20 protein-coding genes and 1 pseudogene are annotated in these 18,841 nt (G+C 34.5%); 1 reads left to right on the forward strand and 20 read right to left on the reverse strand.

The window, feature by feature from the left end:
* Positions 1-379 precede the first annotated feature (379 nt).
* The 15 genes from K1J10_RS06295 to K1J10_RS06365 all read right to left on the reverse strand — a co-directional run bounded on the left by K1J10_RS06295 (position 380) and on the right by K1J10_RS06365 (position 10,537).
* Positions 380-604 (reverse strand): helix-turn-helix domain-containing protein, encoded by a 225-nt coding sequence (locus tag K1J10_RS06295; protein WP_004261340.1) that lies wholly within the window; start codon positions 602-604, stop codon positions 380-382.
* A 103-nt stretch (positions 605-707) separates the two neighbouring features.
* A complete protein-coding gene (locus K1J10_RS06300; RefSeq protein WP_223356266.1) occupies positions 708-2,537 on the reverse strand; it encodes an SAG1250 family conjugative relaxase in 1,830 nt (609 codons plus the stop codon).
* Positions 2,524-2,889, reverse strand: coding sequence for a MobC family plasmid mobilization relaxosome protein (locus K1J10_RS06305; protein WP_049499989.1), 366 nt, complete (start codon positions 2,887-2,889; stop codon positions 2,524-2,526). Before K1J10_RS06305 ends, K1J10_RS06300 begins: the two co-directional genes overlap by 14 nt.
* A 4-nt stretch (positions 2,890-2,893) precedes the next feature.
* Positions 2,894-3,250 (reverse strand): SAG1252 family conjugative relaxosome accessory protein, encoded by a 357-nt coding sequence (locus K1J10_RS06310; protein ID WP_223356269.1) that lies wholly within the window; start codon positions 3,248-3,250, stop codon positions 2,894-2,896.
* 292 nt (positions 3,251-3,542) lie between these two features.
* Positions 3,543-3,833 carry a DUF5960 family protein gene (locus tag K1J10_RS06315; protein WP_001080184.1) on the reverse strand — a complete coding sequence of 97 codons (291 nt, stop codon included), beginning with the start codon at positions 3,831-3,833 and terminating at the stop codon, positions 3,543-3,545.
* Positions 3,823-4,188 (reverse strand): hypothetical protein, encoded by a 366-nt coding sequence (locus K1J10_RS06320; protein ID WP_049499993.1) that lies wholly within the window; start codon positions 4,186-4,188, stop codon positions 3,823-3,825. The genes K1J10_RS06315 and K1J10_RS06320 overlap by 11 nt, the downstream gene beginning before the upstream one ends.
* The gene (locus tag K1J10_RS06325; protein ID WP_223356270.1) at positions 4,185-5,600 is read right to left on the reverse strand and encodes a Y-family DNA polymerase; all 1,416 of its coding nucleotides are present in this window, start codon (positions 5,598-5,600) and stop codon (positions 4,185-4,187) included. The genes K1J10_RS06320 and K1J10_RS06325 overlap by 4 nt, the downstream gene beginning before the upstream one ends.
* 2 nt (positions 5,601-5,602) lie before the next feature.
* Positions 5,603-6,286, reverse strand: a complete 684-nt coding sequence (locus tag K1J10_RS06330; protein ID WP_049499998.1) for a LexA family transcriptional regulator — start codon at positions 6,284-6,286, stop codon at positions 5,603-5,605.
* A gap of 226 nt (positions 6,287-6,512) precedes the next feature.
* Positions 6,513-7,283 (reverse strand): type II toxin-antitoxin system toxin PezT, encoded by a 771-nt coding sequence (pezT, locus tag K1J10_RS06335; RefSeq protein ID WP_049500000.1) that lies wholly within the window; start codon positions 7,281-7,283, stop codon positions 6,513-6,515.
* Complete coding sequence (pezA, locus tag K1J10_RS06340) at positions 7,283-7,759, reverse strand: type II toxin-antitoxin system antitoxin PezA (RefSeq protein ID WP_049500002.1); 477 nt, start codon at positions 7,757-7,759, stop codon at positions 7,283-7,285. The genes pezT and pezA overlap by 1 nt, the downstream gene beginning before the upstream one ends.
* A 67-nt stretch (positions 7,760-7,826) precedes the next feature.
* Positions 7,827-8,099, reverse strand: coding sequence for a hypothetical protein (locus K1J10_RS06345; RefSeq protein WP_049500004.1), 273 nt, complete (start codon positions 8,097-8,099; stop codon positions 7,827-7,829).
* Positions 8,100-8,136: 37 nt separating this feature from the next.
* Positions 8,137-8,520, reverse strand: a complete 384-nt coding sequence (locus K1J10_RS06350) for a DUF5945 family protein (RefSeq protein ID WP_002933294.1) — start codon at positions 8,518-8,520, stop codon at positions 8,137-8,139.
* Complete coding sequence (locus tag K1J10_RS06355; RefSeq protein WP_000152422.1) at positions 8,517-8,750, reverse strand: DUF5965 family protein; 234 nt, start codon at positions 8,748-8,750, stop codon at positions 8,517-8,519. Before K1J10_RS06355 ends, K1J10_RS06350 begins: the two co-directional genes overlap by 4 nt.
* A 50-nt stretch (positions 8,751-8,800) precedes the next feature.
* Entirely contained in the window at positions 8,801-9,886 is a 1,086-nt protein-coding gene (locus K1J10_RS06360; protein WP_223356272.1) for a toprim domain-containing protein, read from the reverse strand.
* Between the two features lie 9 nt (positions 9,887-9,895).
* Positions 9,896-10,537, reverse strand: a complete 642-nt coding sequence (locus tag K1J10_RS06365; RefSeq protein WP_000933082.1) for a hypothetical protein — start codon at positions 10,535-10,537, stop codon at positions 9,896-9,898.
* A gap of 159 nt (positions 10,538-10,696) precedes the next feature.
* Between K1J10_RS06365 and K1J10_RS06370 the strand changes: the two genes are divergently transcribed.
* Positions 10,697-10,894, forward strand: a complete 198-nt coding sequence (locus K1J10_RS06370) for a hypothetical protein (protein WP_004249782.1) — start codon at positions 10,697-10,699, stop codon at positions 10,892-10,894.
* A gap of 13 nt (positions 10,895-10,907) precedes the next feature.
* Here K1J10_RS06370 and K1J10_RS06375 read toward each other — a convergent pair whose 3' ends face one another.
* From K1J10_RS06375 to K1J10_RS06395, 5 genes and pseudogenes are all read right to left on the reverse strand, one after another.
* Positions 10,908-11,204, reverse strand: coding sequence for a DUF5966 family protein (locus K1J10_RS06375; protein ID WP_000998891.1), 297 nt, complete (start codon positions 11,202-11,204; stop codon positions 10,908-10,910).
* Positions 11,205-11,217: 13 nt separating this feature from the next.
* Entirely contained in the window at positions 11,218-11,502 is a 285-nt protein-coding gene (locus K1J10_RS06380) for a DUF5962 family protein (RefSeq protein ID WP_000969641.1), read from the reverse strand.
* Positions 11,503-11,576: 74 nt separating this feature from the next.
* Positions 11,577-17,807, reverse strand: a complete 6,231-nt coding sequence (locus tag K1J10_RS06385) for a DEAD/DEAH box helicase family protein (protein ID WP_223356274.1) — start codon at positions 17,805-17,807, stop codon at positions 11,577-11,579.
* Positions 17,808-17,854: 47 nt separating this feature from the next.
* Entirely contained in the window at positions 17,855-18,265 is a 411-nt protein-coding gene (locus tag K1J10_RS06390) for a thrombospondin type 3 repeat-containing protein (RefSeq protein ID WP_022524945.1), read from the reverse strand.
* Between the two features lie 200 nt (positions 18,266-18,465).
* A pseudogene (locus tag K1J10_RS06395) lies at positions 18,466-18,780 on the reverse strand (phage tail tip lysozyme); the annotation flags it as partial.
* Between the last annotated feature and the right edge of the window lie 61 nt (positions 18,781-18,841).

Genomic DNA, 18,841 nt, shown 5'->3' on the forward strand with positions numbered 1-18,841 from the left:
CCTTTATGCTGTTTTTCGCAATTCTAGTATATCAGATGAACGTGTCTTTTGTGTTGCACTTCATTTTACAACAGGGCGACTATATAATTTTCTAAATTTGATTTCAAAAAATCACTTCCCTTTTATCTTTTATCAATCTCCTCCATGGCATGACTGATGAAGTCATCATAAGAATTTCACTTGCTGCTCTTTCACGGTGGCAGCCTGAACGGTCAGAAGTATCATTGTATATCATTTGTATCGTGGCATATAAAGTATCGCTCTATTTTATTGATGGTTTAAAAATCGCTCTTATCATGGCGAGCCATTCAAATCTGCTCCACAAATGAGGAAAGTACCATTTTGGACTATTCAATTGTCAATGTGCTTTCTTAACCTACTACTTTTTGGAGTAATGGTCTTCTTTATTATCCACTCGACCTACAAGGTAGTCTAAACTTACCTTATAAAAATCTGCAAGTTTGATAAGGTCATTTATAGAGATTAACCTGCTACCAGCTTCCATTTTAGAATAAGCTGATCTTGTACAATTCAAAACGATTTTCGCAATATATTCTTGTGTCAAATCATCATCTTCACGTAAATCTCTAATCCTTTTCAACATCAAATGTCTCCTAAAATAAGTATAATATAGTTATTTTTTTATTTTTAAATATGTGACAAATTGGCACATGAAACTATTCTATATATACTTTTTAGGAAACTGTTTACTCTAAATGTATCTCATTTTCCTTAATAGATTTCATATTTTGTTTTTTCTTATATTTCTTTATTGTTTTATTAAACATTTCAAATAAATTTATTGCTTCTCTATGTTGTTCCTTCAGTGTTTCAATCTTTCCTTTATATATGTATAAATCCTTCTCTATTGTATCTACTAAACTTTTACCTTGAATATTATTTTCTAAATTGCTAGAACTATTTGTCGAATCATTCAACAATGTTTCTTCTAAATTACTCAAATCATCAATTTTATTTTGTACGTGGTCAATCATATTCTCTAGGTATGATATTTGTGCAATGAAATCCTTGGTTATATCCTCAAAAGCATTCTGACTATTTTCTGCAGACATAAGAAAATCTAATTGTTCTATTTTTTCTTTAATTTTACTAAGAGGTATTCTTCTATACATATACTGCGGTTCATACTGAAGATTAAATTGTCTAATCAAAATTTTACCTTTCATAAAGCGATTTTTTTCTGCTGAATCTTTATGATATACATAGTAAGAACTAGTTTCTCTGAGAAATACTTTAACTTTTTCTTCTTCCATATTGATTTGAATATTTGGTACAAAAATAAGTCCTTCTTGTCGGATACCAAACTGTACCTTAATGTAAATTCCATCGTCTACTACTTCTTCTATTTGATTAAGATTTAACTCTACTTCAAACTCATGAACAGCATCCCTCTTTCTCTTGAAATCTTGATAGGATTCCCATACCATATCTTCTGTCGGCAACTTTTTTTCTTTAATTAGCTTTTCTTCATTGTAAAGTTCAACTAAATTTTTATTATCTAATCCGAAAGTATCATTTTTGTTATTAAAATAGTCTTTAAAATAACAAACACTGTACTGATTCGTTTTTCCCAATTCCTGTTCTGAAAGCTTAATCCCATTAAATTTAAATAGAACATGTTTTTCTTTCGGAATTATTTTTAAACCAAACAATTCTGCTTGTTGAATCAATTCATTCATATTCTTCATTTTTGGAAGTAGAAATTCTAAGATATTTATGATTTCCCTTTGAACAAACTTTTTCTTAAAATATGTTTCATCATAAGGTTGTTTTCTATTCAATTTATTATCACGCACCACCTGTTTCATAGTTGAATCCGTCAAAAAAAAGGTGGCATGCTTGTGTCTAAAATCAATTTTTAAATTTAAAGCTCTAGCTTTTTGCTTAAGATCTTCAAAATTTTTCGAGTTCTCGATTAGAAAATATACCCGTTGTTTTATTTCATATTTGTAATTTGTTTTGCGATAAACTTCATACTGACGATGCGAATAACGATTTTCTATAATTTTTGCCCCTGCAATTTTTGAAAGACGATCAGAAACCATTCGTAGATTATGTTCTGCCTTATAATTCCACATAAATTTTTTATCAGAATTCTGATCAATTGAATTTAGGATGATGTGATTGTGTATATGATCTTTATCGACATGAGTTGCTACGATAAAACGAAATCTACCTCCTGTCAACTCTTTAACTGTCTCATAACCAATCCGATTGATTTGTTCGGGAGTAAGATGGTCATCTGGAGAAAAAGACTGAATGATATGATGAGAATGAATTTTTCGTTGATTTACTTCTTGCCTATCATGACGAAATTCATAAAGACCATCATTACTTAAAAAATTATCATTGTACATCTTCACTAGTTCTTTATAACTAGGAAAATCTAAATAATTTCTCATACCAAAATCTGAAACTAGTGCTAGATTTTTTGTTTTACTTGGATTCAAAATATATTTGATTAGTTTACTACGATAATTTTTTCCATGAATCGCAAAGTGTTTAGTGATGACCATAAAATTTCCTCAATTTTTCAGATTGAATAAGAAAATATTTCTCCACTTCTACTATTAACTCTTCTATACCTTTTCTCAATTCATTTAACTCAACTTCCGTTATTAAATTCGAATAATTTATGCTTCTGGCTATTTGATTAATATTGTTTCCGATTCGTTTTAATTCAAAAATCAAATCTTGATAACCAGTTGTATCAATGGTGATGAAATTCATGCCAGGGTCAAGTAGGGTTCGTCGAGCATATTCTGAAAAAGATTGACAACCGCTTTGGTCGATACAATGTTTCAACTGACTCAATTCGCTATCAGACAGAAACACTTTCTTGAGATTGGTTCGGTAACGATGTTCCATGTACTCACCTCATGTATTTATTACGGAAGTCTTGGCTGAGGGGAATGGAGTTTCCAACTTCTTTAATCAACTCCTGTACGCAGGTTAAGAGAATAGATACATGATCTTGGGTAACTTGATGTTCGGACTGTGCCAATATTAAAACATCATGAACGTCACGACTGATTTGTTCTAGTTTTTGGGATTGCCAGAGGGCAAACCACTTTTCAGCAGTCATTTCAAACTCTTCCTCCAGCAATTTATTTCGAGCAAAGGGCGAAAAATGTTCAAACCCCTTATTTTTCATTATCACTTCAATCATTTCCAATTCATTTGCGGTTAAATTAACCTCTTTGCGAATGTCTCTGTATTGTTCTGACATACTATTTCCTCACTTTCATCAATGGTTGGACAATCCCCGACCCCGTATTAACCACGGGAAACTTGCAAAGACAAAATCTGTCATCTTGTAAGGCTTTGCGAGCTCAGATATTGTGTCCACAATATCCCAAACATCATATCGCCTGCCATTTCAAACCTCACGGTTCAAAAAACAAACGATATGACAATGTGGTGGCTCCGCCCCCAAACCCCCAAGATAAATCTAAATTAAAAAAAGTATAACAAATACTTTTTGATAAAATTATCACAGAAAAAAGAGCCCTGTCGGACTCTTACAAATTAAAACAATGTCTCTGATATTCATACTGTCTAATACCACTACTGTCTTTGTTCATCTTGATAGAAAAAACAAAGTAATGATCACGACCGTCTAAAGATTTACTTTTGTTAAGTTTAAAATAATGTTTTTGAGACATAGCCATTGTGCGTAAAATATCATCTGTGATAAATGTTAATGGTATATCTAAAGCTGAATACTTGTAAAAATCTGACTCAAACTGTAAATAAGAATCTGAAAAATAATCTAGCTGTAATTTATCATCATATAATTCTTTACGATTCATGTAATCCCTCCCCTTCTATCTGTATATCGAGTATATCTTCCCATTTTAATCGAAGAAAACCAGTGTCTGATTTTATAGATATAAACTCTTTTCCAATCTCTTTAACAATACCTGATACTACTTTTCTTTGATTAGAAAACTTAAAAACAAAAGTTGCAGGGAATACATTCGTATAAAGTTGACGAACAAATAGAACTTTCTCTTCCAATGATAGGGAAATGGAGATATCTTCTTTATTTTTTTCTGCCCAAAGAGAACTGGAATGTTCTGACAAAAAGAAGCCCATCCACTTAGCCATGCCACGATCCTGATATACTCGGGCAGACTCAAAAGGTAAATAAGAACGATTCATCATTTTAGTCCATCTAATCCTCCAGCTGAATGACCACCAATGAGTTTGCTTCTAGCAATTGTTCTAGAAGCTTGATCTAGGGCATTACCTTTCAATAGTGAAGTGAACCCAAATTCTGTTCGAATAGCATCGATTGCGGACTGGAGCCTTTCTTCTTTTTCTATTTTCTCAATATCATCAAATAATGAAATCAATCCAAAGGATTCATCCACTAAACCAGAATAGTTAACCGCAACATTCCTGATAGCTCCTGAAGTATATTTAGTGTGAAATAACTTTAAAACGTAGTTTGTCAGTAGTGCTGTTTGATTAGTTGGTTCAATTTTCATTTGAGTATTGATAGAACGCTTTTGTTCCACTTTAGAGTAGCCTAGATGTATAGAAACTACTGTTGCTTTTTTACCAGATCTTCTCAATCTAACTGCAACTTGTTCTGCCATCTCACGAAGTATGATCTCAATATCTCTTTGTTTAATATAATCTTTTGGTAAAACTTGAGAGTTCCCTATCCCTTTTGACTTTGGCTTATAAGGTTTATGAACATTACTTTCATCAATCCCATTGGCATGGAACCATAACTCTAGACCCATGATACCAAGCTCTTTTTTAATCAAGTCAGGATTAGCCTGAGCCAATTCTTTAATCGAAAAGATACCTAAATTATGTAATCTTTTCTCCATGCGATTTCCAATTCCCCAGAAATCTGTCATTTTAGGAATAGTCCATACTTTCTTTTCGACATCCTCATAGGACCAATTGGCTCTCATTGTCGGATTCTTTTTAGCTTCATTATCAAGTGCCAACTTAGCTAATAAGGGATTGGCATTAGACATGCCTACAGTTGAATAGATTCCAGTTTTTCTCCAAATCTTTTTTTGAATAGCAGCAGAAATAATATCTAATTTATCTTTCCTACTAATACTTTTATCTGGTACAAAATAATTTAATGAACTTGTTAAATCAATAAATCCTTCATCAATTGAGTAGGGATAGATATCGTCTGATGCCGCAAAATCTTGAAAGATTTTTTGAATATCCATATTGACAGCAATATAAGTATCCATTCTCGGAGGAACAATCACAGTTGATTTTGCCCATTCCTCTATATAACGAACATAATCTATCGTTGTCGGTAAACCTTGCTTTCTAGCATTATAATAAGAGAATTTGCGAGTCTTTACATCAAAAGGTAAATCATAGGAACGTCCAACGTTCGACTTTCCAAAGACCTTTTTAAACATAGGAGAGGAAGCAAGAATTAAACCAGCAGAATTATCTGCACGACTCATAACACAAAGCGAAGTCTTAAGTGGGTGTAATCCTCTATCTACACATTCTACACTTGCGTAAAAAGATTTCATATCAATAAAGGCAATGTCACTTTGAGGTTCGAGACTATAATCAAACCAACTCATACTTAGTCCTCTAAAGGCATAAAGTTCCCAACTATTTTCCCTATAATGCGAGGATTCTCATCATAAGGCGCAAACTTATCTGAATAGTTCCGATTGAGTGAAACTAAACGAAGCCCATTTTCTTCACGATACACTTTCTTAATGTAGGTTTGACCATCCCAATCTATGGCATAGATAGCCCCGTCATAATCAAATCCCGTTTGCTTAATAAGGGCTACAGAACCATTTTCATATGTCGGTTCCATTGAATTTCCAAACACCCATGATGCAAAGTCATAATCAAATTGATAATTAAAATAAACTGTATCGTAATTACCATCATCAAAATAAGCTGTTCCTGTACCAGCTGATAATTTTTCGTAAACTTTATAAGCAAAACGCTCAGGAATTTCTACAACCTTCGCATTCTGTTTGTTCAACAATTCTGTAGCATAATGAAGTGTTGCTTTTTGATTCTTTTTAGTTAGCTTGAGATAGGTTTCTACTATTTCAAACTCTGATTCAAAATATCGTGGGTCTACATTAAAAATCTCACTCAATTTGCTTAGATTATTTTGATTCGGTTTTGTTTTACCTGATTCCCAATTAAAGTACGAAGCTCTACTAATTCCTAAACTAGAAGCAAGTTGAGATTGAGATAAGCCTTGACTCTCTCTTTTTTCTTTTAATTTAGTAGGTGAAAACATCTCTTCTCCTTTGTAAGTTTATTAACTAACAAAAGAATACCATAGCTTCTTGAAAAAATCAAGAGTTTAATAACACCCAGGATTTAAAATAATCATAAACTACAAGAAATCATCACTGAAGAATGCTAAAACTTTTGAAAAAATTTGAAAAAGAAAATAGAGAATATAAAAAAGATCGTTATTTTTTAATTGACGATCCAATAGACTTTATTTTAAAATTCTAACTCTAACAACCATTTCGATTAGTTAAATCTTTCAATCTTTCTTCTCCTGATTTAAGCATATCCCTCTCTACTTGATTCCATTCTCCAAATAGTAAATCATGAAGAACGGTTGCTGCTGAAGTTGTATTTTCTCTCGAATCATATACACAACTTCTATCTCGTTGGTAAATTTGAATTCTTTCAAAGATAGCTAGTTCTTCCAATTGTCGTGTATTATCAACTAGATGATTTACAATGAAATCATGATGTTCTTTTGGAGTTGCGCGTGCTTGATTTGGATTGATAGCGTACAGTTCTTCGTATCGGATAAGGGTGCTCAGATAGGACAGCTTAGGCTTTGTCGCAATCAAGGCTAATTGTACTTCATATCCCCTACTTTTCAAGAGTTGTGCTGTTTTCTTTGGAACATCAATAGTACGTAAAGTTCCCTCAATCAAAAGATTGTATCCCAAATGACTCAATTCTCTTACTAAAGACTCTACCATTTTTCCTGCAAAATCTTTGGTGTATTCTACACTGTCTTTGCCATATCCTTGCTGCAGTTCTAAATAGTGTGGATGTTGAGAGCGAAAACTATCGCCATCTATGATAACAATATTTCCTTGAAATTCTTTCTGTTTAATACGATGAATTGTAGTCTTACCAGCACCACTTTGCCCTCCAAGCAAAATCGCTATAGGTTGCTTACTGGACTTTTTTCCTCTTGTCAGAGAACGAAGATTCCGTGCTAGAGCATGTTTGAATTCACTATCAGTATAATCTTGGATTTCCATTAGGCTACCATCCGTTTTTCAGATATCTCTAACATACGTTCAATTCCATCCAAATAGCCGCTATACCTCTCTATTTCATCAAAATTATCTACTAAATAGATATTCGTATGAATCAAGTCAGATAGATCATCACTCATTAAAATCCAAGGATTAGATTCATCATCAATGCTAATTCTCTGACTATCTTGATAACGATAGAGTCGTGATAATAGATTAGCTCCTCTTTCTTTCACAATTTCAATTTTTAAAGTCAATTCATAATCTTCAACAGGATTGAGCATTTTATCTTCTCCTACAATATCGACATAAGATACATTAAACTTCTGACAAATGATGTCTATTAGTTCCGTAGAGACTGAACTCGTTCCATTTTCATACCGGCTCAAGCTATTTCGAGAAATTCCTACAATTCGGGCAAAGTCGTCTTGTGTTAAGTCATGTGTTTTACGTAAGGATTTTATGTTCTTTCCAATCATGGTAAACTCCTTTATTTTTATAATTCAATTATAGCATAAAAAAGTATAACGCACCAATTTTGGTGCATTATTGACTATTTTTCCTAAATCTCTCTAAATTCTTCTCCAGTTGTTCCTTATGAAGTTGATTCTTTGCTTCCTTTAATGTGTCGTCCAAAGTTTCTTCCCTATAAGTTGCTTCTGTTTTTAGTTGTTCTGATCCTTGATCTGGAGTGAAAATGATATCTAACAATCGGTCTATTTTTTCAAGATCTTGGACAGACATATCAGATAGTCTATGAATTAGCTTCTTAAATACATCACCATTGTCGTGGTTTTTCTTAAAAAATGTTGTAAACATCTATAACCTCTCAAAAAAAGCAGCCTCTTAAGACTGCTTAGTGTAATTCGGAAATCGCATCATAAATGGACTGCAATTTCTTATTGTCTTTATTCTTTGTGTCAATCAACGTATGTAGCTCTTCAATTTTCTTTTGACTACTTTGAATATCGCTATTGTTATCTGCAATAAGTCTTTTAAGATGTTGCTGATAACTTGTAGTGATATCTGTCTCTTTTCCTGTTCTAACCTCTGTAACTTTGGGTTTAGAGCTAGAATTTGATTCCGTCACAGGTGCTTGTTTTCGCTTTTGAAAAGCTGCTTCATAATTTACATCATTACCTCCTTGATGATTTCCAAATAAGGCCGCAATTTTATCTGGATCTTCTTGATTTTCTGATTTACTCTCTAATGGTTGATTAAAATTCCAATCTTTTGTCATTCACTCATTTCATCCTTTCTAAATTCAGAATCATCGAATTGTCTTTCTCTACCGAAGGCATGGTCAAGAGCTTCTTCAAAACTCATGTGACTAATGCTTTGACGCCTTTTGAACGTCGCAAACATCGCTGTCTCTAGTTGCTCTTTGTAAGCAGCTAGTTTTTCTGTCTCTCTTGCTACCTTACTTTCTTGCCTAGTGACCTTTTCTTCTAAGCGTTCAATAATGGTCATATACGATCCTCCTTCATTTTAATATTAGCTAAAACATCTTGATTTTGTTATCACAATTCTAAACATTGAGAGATTTGTCTTACTGGTTGATTCCCCAATGTCTCTTTTGCAGTCTCGATCATCAATTGTAAATCTGATTTCTTTTCTCTAAGGACATCATTCCAGTCTACTTTTTCTTTCCCTGATTCATTATCAGGAAAATCCAGGAAAACAGGCAATCCTGATTTAGATAACTTATCAGAAAAATCTTTACCTGCATCATCACAATCTACTGCCAGTGTCAATAAATCAGAATGATTATCAAAATAGCTGGTGGTATCACGAATTGTATTGAACAAAGGCAATAACTTTGAAGGTATTACTGTATCTAAAAATTCCAACTTCTGATTTTCTTCAGCTATCAGTCGTAAAGTTTGATAAGCAACAACAGACCTTTTTAATCCCTCCATAGATACCAAACGAACATCTGATAGGCTTTGTTGATGAAGTTCGTAATAGCTCATCAAGTCGATAAACGATTCACAAAAGACCAGTCTATTTGGTTTACCAATATCAAAGGATATTCCAACATGTCCATGGCTTCCTTTTAGAATCGTTTTTAACCTCTCTCTAGGAAGAGAGTGATTCTTATAAATCCCTTGTATACTTGCTGCCTGCAGTTTGTGACGATGATCAAAGCTTTTAAAAACAATAACAGGTTCAACAGTTTCATTTGTTTTCCAACTAGCTTGTGCTATCAAACCTTGTTGAATCATCTTTTCTATGATTTCTTCTGAGATTCCTCTACATTTTGTTAAGTAATATCTGGCCAGACTGCAGTTAGAATCTTCTACTCTCTTTAAAGGATAATAAAATGGTCTCTCTCTTTTTTCTTGAACAGCTTCTTTTTGAAAAGGTTCTTCAGAAAGAAAAGCTAGAGCTTCTTTAAAGGAAATTCCCTTAACAAGTCGAACAAAATCAATAACATCACCTTGAATATCTCTTGAAAACCATTTAAAAGTATTGGTAGTTGAAAAAATTCGGAATGAATCGTGTTCAGGATGTTCATAGACACGGCTAGAAACTTGTTTAAAGGAAATACCTAAACGATTGGCTACATCAAGAATTGAAATTTGCTTACATTCCTCTATATTCATAAAACATCATCATTTTGTCGTAGTATTTGGCAGTGATGGTATTGATGATGATTCTTCTAAAGTTTTAGGAGTTGCCTTATCTAAATCATCTAACCCAGATTTCCAAACCTGTACTTGATTGACCAATAACTTACCTGGTAGTTTCGAATAAGACAACTTAACTGTTCTTGTTTCTGTCTGATTAGTCTTTGATTGGTTGGCATTCTTTAAATCAGATACATAGGTTACATTATAAGAGACCATGGCAATGGCTTGATTCGTAGTCTGATTGACAAAGATATCTGCTTTTTCAAAATGATAATCCAAAATATAATCCTTATACACTTGGTTCATAGCATCATTTTGACTTGACAATTCTTGAGAATAAGCCGATTCAGTCATATAAGGTTGAATACGTGTATTATTTTCTCCGAGCTTTTCTTTCGTATAGTACTGCGTCAAAAATTCTTTTACAGTATCCGATGACAAAATGCTGGCTTTATCTTCTGCTTGTTTGTCCTCTACAAGTTTAGCTGCAGCCAATTCGATTTCTTTGCGACTTTGTTTAGCAGTAGAATGTTGACCAGCAGTATATCCCATCATGAGAATAAAGCTAGTTGCGGCTACTGCTCCAACACTAATTAAGGCTTTAGTTTTGACTTTATTTAACATCTTAGACCTTCTTTCTATAAAAACTAGGTCAAGAATAACAAAAAGAACTTGTAAGTTTTATCACATCACAACGAAAGGTAATTCCTACATTTCAGGCGCCAAATCGTACAGTTCAGAGAAAAATATCAAAATTAGCTGTCTTCAGCTTATAATATAAATATGAACAAATTAAAAGAAGAAAATTTGAGAAGAGCTCTTTCTCATATTGAACGACATAAACAAGCTATAAATACAAGTAATAATAGTGAGGATAATGATTTTCATAAATTATTACTCCAATTTAGCTATGAAGTATATGAAAGAATCAAGGCAAATAAAAAACCTTATCCGAATTTAGATTCAGATAAAGTCTTTTGATTATCTAAAAAGTTCATATTTTTTCCTTATTTATGGAGTTAATGAAGTGCCAACTGAATCCTAGAACCAACATCAGATTGATGAAAAGGTACACAGCCGTAAAACTAGTTAAACCATGTTGTCTGATATCATCAAAATATAAACTAGGTTCAGTAAAGAACAAATAAATTCCATAGACCTCCACGAAAATAAGAAAACTAATAAAACCAATAAGGAAAAGTCCACTGGCAATAAGAAAGAGTCTCCATAAAAGAATGAGAATTCCTCCTACTGCTAAAAAAATTACTGGGATAAGGAGTAAATCATTCATGACTTTCTCCTTTCTAGTCAATCAATTGACGATAATGGGTGGCAAGAGAGGAATCAAACTCTTCTAATTTTTGAACTAAGTCCAAATACTCCTCTTTTTCATATTCTTCAAAGTCCACACCTCGATGATTTTGAAGAGCTATTTCCAATTGACTAGTGAGTTCTCGTTTAGAAAAACTGTAATCCCCAGTAACTTCCTCATAATGTTCCTTTAGCTCCTTGTAGGCTTGGTATTCTTCAGGCGTTTGAAATCCCTGTACCAAGGCCTCTTCTAATTGATAATAGGTATCTTCCATCATAATCGTTACCTCGTTTCTTTCTATCTTTATTTTACCGCGCTTTTCTTTTCTTGTCCGCTATTTGTATCTATTTTTTAATCTAATTCAAAAGAAAGTTGTTCTTGCCTTTCTTTTCCTTTTTCGTGGAATTGTCTTAAGGCCTGATCAATAATATCTAAATCCGTTTCTGTTTCAATCAATGGCGAGAGTACATCGTATTCGGCCTTTTTAGTTTGATAATCCTCTTCCTTTGGAAAATTTTTCTCAATTTCAACTTTAGCAGTAGTCAATTTATCCTGTAATTCATCCAATAAGTTCTGAGTTTTCACTTGGTCCTCCTTAATGTGATCAATCGTATGCTGAAGTCTTTGAATTGTCCCCAAAGGAGAATACAAATCTAAACTGACAGAATACTGATTTTCTCCCACAATCTTAACAGAGAAGGTTTCAGGAAGAGGTTGATTTGTTGGAAGACTAAGCATTTTAATGTCAAATCCTCGATAGCTTGCTAGGGTTCGGAATTCTTTGCTGTCAGCTTGATTATGACGGATAAGACGGTGTAGGGATTCACCTGCTTCAGCTCGTTGCTCAAAAGCTTGCTTGCCTACTGTCATAGAAAATGCCTGGTCTTTCGACATTTCAGACTGTTGAATGTCGCCTTCATACTTGCTTAATCGTTTCTCAAGAATGGGCATATTTTCTTCACAGTAAGAGATTGTATGACGATAGTGATCCTTGCTGCGTTGAAAGGCACGTCTTTGATTTTCTAATAGGGTCAAATCATTCTCTAGTTCCATCTTATATTTAAGATAAGGATTACCTGTTGCTAATGCCTTAAAGTCAGAAGCTGTCATGGTCTGCTCATCAATATCTTCTGCAGCACGAATCGGCTCCTTAGAAGTCATAATCTGCTTAATATAACGGAGTTTGTTCTCCTGAGTTGCCCATAGATAATTATCAAATGAACCTTTGGTAATGTAGTGGTAAATATCCACTTCCTTGTTTTCATTTCCCTGTCGGATTATCCGTCCATTGCGTTGCTGAATGTCACTTGGTCTCCACGGTACATCTAGGTGGTGGACTGCTTTCATTTTGCTCTGAACATTTAAACCTGTTCCTCCTTTTTCAGTTGAGGCAAGGAGAATCCGCACCTCTCCTGCATTGACCTTTCGAGACAAACTATTCTTCTTTTCATCACTATTGGCATCATGTACAAAGGCAATTTCTTTACTAGGGATTCCTCTATCAACTAATAAAGCCTTAATCTCAGAATAAACATCAAAGCCATTATCTTTTTTCTTAGGTGTGCCAATATCTGAAAAAATCATCTGAGTAGCCTTATTTTCCATTCCCTCACGATAAATTCTTTCAACATTATCCACTACCTGAAGCAGTTTATGATTGTCTGCTAGACTATAACTAGAGTCCAATAAACGCATATCAATAGCTAGTTTCCGTGCCTCACCTGTTATCTTTAACATGTTATCCTGACTCGGATCAACTGTTCCACATTTGACCATATCTGACCTCATAACTAATTCTTCTAAATAGAGTTTCTGGTTTTCAGTTAACTCACTCTCAATAGGGATAATATGAGCTTCTGGAACAGGTAAATCCAACATATCTTGTGTTTGAATGTCGGCTGTTTCTTTATAGATTTTCATCAACTCAGGTAGATTGACAAACTTTTTAAATCGTTTCTTAGGTTGGTACTTATCCCCTGTAGGAGCTAATTCCATAGAGTTTTGAATTTCTCCAAAAGCACCTACCCAAGAGTCAAAATAATCAACTTGATAGCGTTTTAAGATATCTGGTTGAATATAGTTCATCATAGTATATAACTCACTAATAGAATTGGAAACAGGAGTTCCTGTCGCAAAGACAATATTTTTAAAATCATGTTCTTCCTGAATCTGTCGCACCTTCATTTCCATATCCACATTCTTCTTAGAAGTTGTATTAGTAATCCCTGCTACATTTCCAAGGCCAGTAATCGGACGAATATTTTTAAAGTGATGTGCTTCGTCCACAAAGAGAAAATCAATTCCTAAGTTCTCAAAATCAATAAAACTATCACGATTAAAGCGTTGGAGTTCTTCCAATTGTTTCTCTAAACCACTAATTGATTGTTCTGCTTCTTTAACGGTATACTTATTTTCAGAATGTGTTTTAATCTCTCGTAGTTCATTGAGTTTATCCTCAATATAGTTCATCTGTCTTTCCTTACTAACAGGGATTTTTTCAAATTGAGAATCCCCAATGACAATGGCATCGTAATCTCCTGTAATAATACGAGAAACAAATTGTTTTCTTCTCGCCTTCACAAAATCTTTCTTAGTAGTCACAAAGACTTTTTTAGTAGGGAAAAATTTCATGATTTCTTGGCCAAACTGAGCAGACAAACTAGAGGGCACCACATACAAGGGCTTATGAACCATCCCCAACTCCTTTAATTTAAACCCAGCACCAAGCATGGTCAAGGTCTTTCCTGAACCTACCTCATGAGCTAATAAGGCTCTTTTTTCTTCTACGATTCTTTGGATGGCATTCTCTTGATGAGGACGAAGACTGATGTTTTGTGCCAAGCCATCAATGACTAGATGGCTACCGTCATACTCTCGACTAACCGTTCGATTATAAAGACGATTATAGCTTTCTTCAATGACTTGTTGGACTTCTGGATACCGTGAGACAAAGTCTTGAAAGAGTTCTTGTAAATGCTGCTCTTTTGCTCTTAGAACAGAGGTTTTTTCCAAATCTGTGATGGTCTTTTTCTTTTCTCCTTCCGTAATAGTCATAGTAATCGTCGGTTGGTTCGAATTAAGTAAATTCTCAAAAATCTTTCTTCCTGTATCATAACGTGACCCACTAACTCCAAGACTACTATCTTTGGCACTTGGATAGCGATAAGCAAATGATGTCCTTAAATGAACCTGGCCATCGACAGGATTCACTTCAATGACCTGTTCAACATCAGGCGAAGACAATTCAAATTCACGATTAGTAAAACATTCAAAGGCAAATTTACCATAAACGGATTGAGGAATCCAACGTGACCCTATTTTAAACTCAATATCTGCCAGATGAATCCTTGGAGGGCGAACAGATTCTAACAAATCTAAAGCATGGTTCCAATCATATTCTTGGTTGTTTTCCTCCACTAATAGTTGAACTACTTCTATCTTGTTGAGAATATCTCCTGATAAAAATTGGTTCTTAGAAAGATATTTTCTTTCTCCTCTTAAATAGCTTTCTGGATCTATTAAAATCTGGTCACCTAACTCATCTAAAATAGCAGCTTGGCTATGTTCGGGATAAATTGATACCATATAGTCTAAATCAACCCCTCTACCATCCGATAAACTGGAGTTTAAGGCATCTAGAGCAGTTGAAACTCTTGTAATCACTCTCTCTGGCCTAACCAATGCTTTCTCAAAGGCTAAAGATTTTTTATATTTTACTTTCTGATCTTTAGAATCAATGTATTCATCTTCTAAACTTGCTAGTAAGGAATACTTATCGTCACTATCAAATAAGTTCCGATTGACTGAGGCATTCAAGTATCCAAATTGACTTACAAAGCGGTCATAGTCACGATTCAATTTGCCAAGCAATTCCTGAAAATCTGTTCGACTATAATCTGAATGACGTTGAATTTCAATTAAGGATTGATAGGTCTCTCTCAAATCAACCATGCTCTTAATACGACTAATGTCCTTATCCGATAAGGGACTTTCATAAAAGACAGTTTTTTTGAACAGTCCCTTATATTTCCCTCTTTTACTCGCTTCTTCTGACTTGTAAACATCTAGTGCTTCCTCATCTGTCAAATGAAGTTGCACGAATCGGTCTATTTTATGTTCAGACAAAGAACTGTCCCAAGCTTTAAACTCTCCCTTCTCGTCTACATAATAACTAATTTCGTCTACTTTTGAACTTTTCCGAATGCCATGCGTATCTCGGTAATAAATTTGATTTCTCTCATATCCAAAAGAATAGAGCGCTAAGTCCTCACGTATACGACTTGGGATCGAATTATCCACTTCTTCTTGGATAAAAACAGGTGCTTTCAAAGAATTGTCAATTGGTTTAGGTTCTTCCACATTTTCTAATGCTTCCATAATGTCAGTAGCTAATATTTCTGATACCCCCTTAACATTGAGGGTTCCTCCATTAAAATTACGTACCTCATATTCACCCAAAACTTGTGTATTGTATTTCCCATCAAAATAAGGATTGATCCAGACACGCTTATCCTCCTCAAAGGGAATAGAGCCACTAAAGACAAGCTCCTCTTCATTAAGATTCTTTGCTTGGTCCTTTTGAAAGAAGAGGAGATCTGTAGTCACTCGAGTACCTGCAATCTTTTTAAAAGCCGTATCCGGCAAACGAACTCCCCCTAAAAAATGAGTGTTGGATTTAATCTCTTGTAAGACATTATCTGTCCGTTTATCCATTGTCCCAATAGATGAGATAATCGACACTTGTCCTCCGTCTCTTACTAAATCAAGTGAGTGTTTGACAAAGTAATCATGAATCATATAAGGTTTATCATAGTTTTTATCGGCAATGCGAAAATTTCCAAACGGAACATTCGTTAAGACTAAATCAAAACTATTATTTTGATAGGGAACTTCTTCAAATCCTCGCACTTCAATATGGGTATTGGGGTGGAGTTGTTTTGCGATTGCGCCTGTCACACTGTCTAATTCAACTCCATAGAGTTCTGATCTCTCTCGTATACTTCTAGGCATCGCCGCAAAGAAGTTCCCAGTCCCCATAGAAGGATCTAATATCCTTCCTCCTTCAAAACCATCATCCAGTAACTTTTGCCAAATCTGGCGAATAATCAGTGGGTCTGTATAATAGGCTGTGAGAGAACTTTGTTTCATGGTCGAGTATTCTGATTTACTTACTAAGCTCTTAAGAGTTAAACGTTCTGTTTCATACTTTGGATTGAGTTCATCGAAAAATTCATTGGCAAGACCGCCCCAGCCGACATACTTGGCTAGTAGCTCTTGTTCTTCTGGATTCGCTTGTCGTCCCTCTTTTTCTAATCTTTTAACAAGTTCAATTGCGGCGATATTCGTCTCAATCTTTTCTCGATTTGTCTTAGGATAAAAGTCCTCTAAATCATCTGGAAAAACAAAATCTTGAACAGGAACATCCGTCTCTTCTATGCCTACAATAAGCGTTTCTGTTTCCTTATCCTTTTCATTATCCTCTTCATTATCCTCTTCCAGATAGGAAAACAAATCTATTTCCTGGCTTTCACTTGGTGATTCAATCTCAATATCTGAATCTTCTTTTTCAAGTTCTACATGAGACAATACTTGTTCAATCTCTTCCAAACTGTTCAAGTATAAGATGGGATTCTCTTCAAATAACTGGTTGGAATCATTGAATAGCTCTAGGCGAACTAAGTCATTTAACTGTGCATTTTCAATCGAAACCAACTGAAATACTTGTCCTTTATAACTTACTTGTGAACCGATTGGATATTCCCTCAAAGCTTCTTCTACAATTTTATCTACTTTAGATAGGGAATGAACTTCCACATTTTCTTCTACCTGGTCAATATTATCTAAAGGTAAGACCACTTCCTCTACTTGCTTAGACTTTTCTCTTATAGCCTTTACTTCATCAAAATGAGTAATAATCTTCAGCTTTTGTGTCAGTGGGAGTTGTGTGTAGTTTTCTTCATGATGGACAAGATCCGTCACGGTATCTAAAGTAGCCATTAATTCAGAACCCAAATAGGCTAGAACAGCTCCCTCTTTTTCTTCAAAATGAATCTCAAGAACTTCTTTTTTAAGCTCTTTGGAATCAACCATTAGCAGAAATTCCTCTATATCTCTACTAACACGGTCAGATAGATTATTCGCAACCCGATAGACATTGACTAAATTGACATCCTGATTCTGATGAAATACAAGCTCACTTAATGGTTCTAACTTCTCTTTTTCAGATTGGATGTAAAATCGAGTGGAAAGGTTATAGGTTGCGACTTCTAGCACCAAGTTTTTCTCCCAACTACTTAATTGAGATAATTTACTTAGACCTGCTTGTCCAAAATTTCTTGTATAACTTTCTAAATCTTGGTCATGATTTTCAGAACTGGCCTCTAGGAAAGAAACAATATCTTGATCAAAAGAATAGACGTGAGGAATCTCTTCTATCTTGCCCTCTTCAGCCAAAAAACTCTCTACCAAATCCTGCCATTTCTCATCAAAATGTTGCGCTTGATAACGAAGAAATAGGTCCATTTTCTCCCTATCTTTTGGAATTGTTCCACGAAACATAGCCAATAATTGTATTACTTCCATACTCGCTCCTTTCATCTATATGAAAATAGGAGAATCACATGATTCCCCTACAACTCTATCTCCATTTCAACCTCTTGAGGACTGGTTTCTAAATCACTAGACAAAAGAGAAACAGAATCTGTTCTCATGTAGTAAGTATATAAGTCTTCAAGGTCTTGTTCGTTTTCAATCCCTGTTTCAATACTAATAAGAGCCTGTATAAATTCCTTGTAGTGACTCTCCATCATATCTGAAATCTTTTGTTTCATTTCCATAAATACTGAAGACGGTTCAGTTATACTTGTTTGGTCTATGTCTTGTAAATCCTTTTCTAAGGGATTGGTTCCTTCTTCTACTTCCACTAAATCTGAACGTCCATCACCATCAGAATCTGCGCTAAGAGGATTGGTTCCTAGCGCCAATTCTTGAGCATCAGTCAGTCCATCTTGATCCGAATCACGTTGATAAATGGCTTCCATATACTTCCTTCTTTCCTAGTTAATCTTTTTACACTCCAATCCTACCAAATATTCCTTGAAAGAAGTATCACAACAAAAAAGAGAACGAGCCAAAACCTCGTTCTCCTTAAAATGATAAAACGTTACTATCAAAGTAAAAAAGATGACTTACAGAACCTGTAAGCCACCTAGTCAGTCGGTTTATTCTGGTGTCTGCCACCGCTTGCCCCTTGAGATTTCAAAAACTCATAAATATGTTTTGCTCGTTCAAACTCATCTCCACCAAACTGACCAATGGCAGGTAAGATAGTGGTCTGAAGTTGAATGACTTTGGGAAAATAAAATTGCGGATTGACGTACACCAATTTTTCTTTCTTGTTCTTATACTTTTGATAGGAAACTTTCAAACCTGTATCATCTGGTGTTTCACCAATAACATCACCTGTTAGGACTCTTGTTCCCTCAATCGCACGGCCATTATGAATAGAATACAAGGTTAAACGACTCTCATTCTCTCCTTTTCCGTTAGTGAGAATAAAAAAGGAGGACTTCTACACTTTGGCGTAAAAAGTCCTCTTTAAGAAATGTATTCTTTTT

Origin of the sequence: Streptococcus australis (genome assembly GCF_019930045.1) — a bacterium.
Taxonomy (GTDB): domain Bacteria; phylum Bacillota; class Bacilli; order Lactobacillales; family Streptococcaceae; genus Streptococcus; species Streptococcus australis_D.

Bases quoted from the DNA above. Each gene is read 5' to 3' on its own strand.
- K1J10_RS06295 (WP_004261340.1), bottom strand. From the start codon at position 604: ATGTTGAAAAGGATTAGAGATTTACGTGAAGATGATGATTTGACACAA.
- K1J10_RS06300 (WP_223356266.1), bottom strand. From the start codon at position 2,537: ATGGTCATCACTAAACACTTTGCGATTCATGGAAAAAATTATCGTAGT.
- K1J10_RS06305 (WP_049499989.1), bottom strand. From the start codon at position 2,889: ATGGAACATCGTTACCGAACCAATCTCAAGAAAGTGTTTCTGTCTGAT.
- K1J10_RS06310 (WP_223356269.1), bottom strand. From the start codon at position 3,250: ATGTCAGAACAATACAGAGACATTCGCAAAGAGGTTAATTTAACCGCA.
- K1J10_RS06315 (WP_001080184.1), bottom strand. From the start codon at position 3,833: ATGAATCGTAAAGAATTATATGATGATAAATTACAGCTAGATTATTTT.
- K1J10_RS06320 (WP_049499993.1), bottom strand. From the start codon at position 4,188: ATGATGAATCGTTCTTATTTACCTTTTGAGTCTGCCCGAGTATATCAG.
- K1J10_RS06325 (WP_223356270.1), bottom strand. From the start codon at position 5,600: ATGAGTTGGTTTGATTATAGTCTCGAACCTCAAAGTGACATTGCCTTT.
- K1J10_RS06330 (WP_049499998.1), bottom strand. From the start codon at position 6,286: ATGTTTTCACCTACTAAATTAAAAGAAAAAAGAGAGAGTCAAGGCTTA.
- pezT (WP_049500000.1), bottom strand. From the start codon at position 7,283: ATGGAAATCCAAGATTATACTGATAGTGAATTCAAACATGCTCTAGCA.
- pezA (WP_049500002.1), bottom strand. From the start codon at position 7,759: ATGATTGGAAAGAACATAAAATCCTTACGTAAAACACATGACTTAACA.
- K1J10_RS06345 (WP_049500004.1), bottom strand. From the start codon at position 8,099: ATGTTTACAACATTTTTTAAGAAAAACCACGACAATGGTGATGTATTT.
- K1J10_RS06350 (WP_002933294.1), bottom strand. From the start codon at position 8,520: ATGACAAAAGATTGGAATTTTAATCAACCATTAGAGAGTAAATCAGAA.
- K1J10_RS06355 (WP_000152422.1), bottom strand. From the start codon at position 8,750: ATGACCATTATTGAACGCTTAGAAGAAAAGGTCACTAGGCAAGAAAGT.
- K1J10_RS06360 (WP_223356272.1), bottom strand. From the start codon at position 9,886: ATGAATATAGAGGAATGTAAGCAAATTTCAATTCTTGATGTAGCCAAT.
- K1J10_RS06365 (WP_000933082.1), bottom strand. From the start codon at position 10,537: ATGTTAAATAAAGTCAAAACTAAAGCCTTAATTAGTGTTGGAGCAGTA.
- K1J10_RS06370 (WP_004249782.1), top strand. From the start codon at position 10,697: ATGAACAAATTAAAAGAAGAAAATTTGAGAAGAGCTCTTTCTCATATT.
- K1J10_RS06375 (WP_000998891.1), bottom strand. From the start codon at position 11,204: ATGAATGATTTACTCCTTATCCCAGTAATTTTTTTAGCAGTAGGAGGA.
- K1J10_RS06380 (WP_000969641.1), bottom strand. From the start codon at position 11,502: ATGATGGAAGATACCTATTATCAATTAGAAGAGGCCTTGGTACAGGGA.
- K1J10_RS06385 (WP_223356274.1), bottom strand. From the start codon at position 17,807: ATGGAAGTAATACAATTATTGGCTATGTTTCGTGGAACAATTCCAAAA.
- K1J10_RS06390 (WP_022524945.1), bottom strand. From the start codon at position 18,265: ATGGAAGCCATTTATCAACGTGATTCGGATCAAGATGGACTGACTGAT.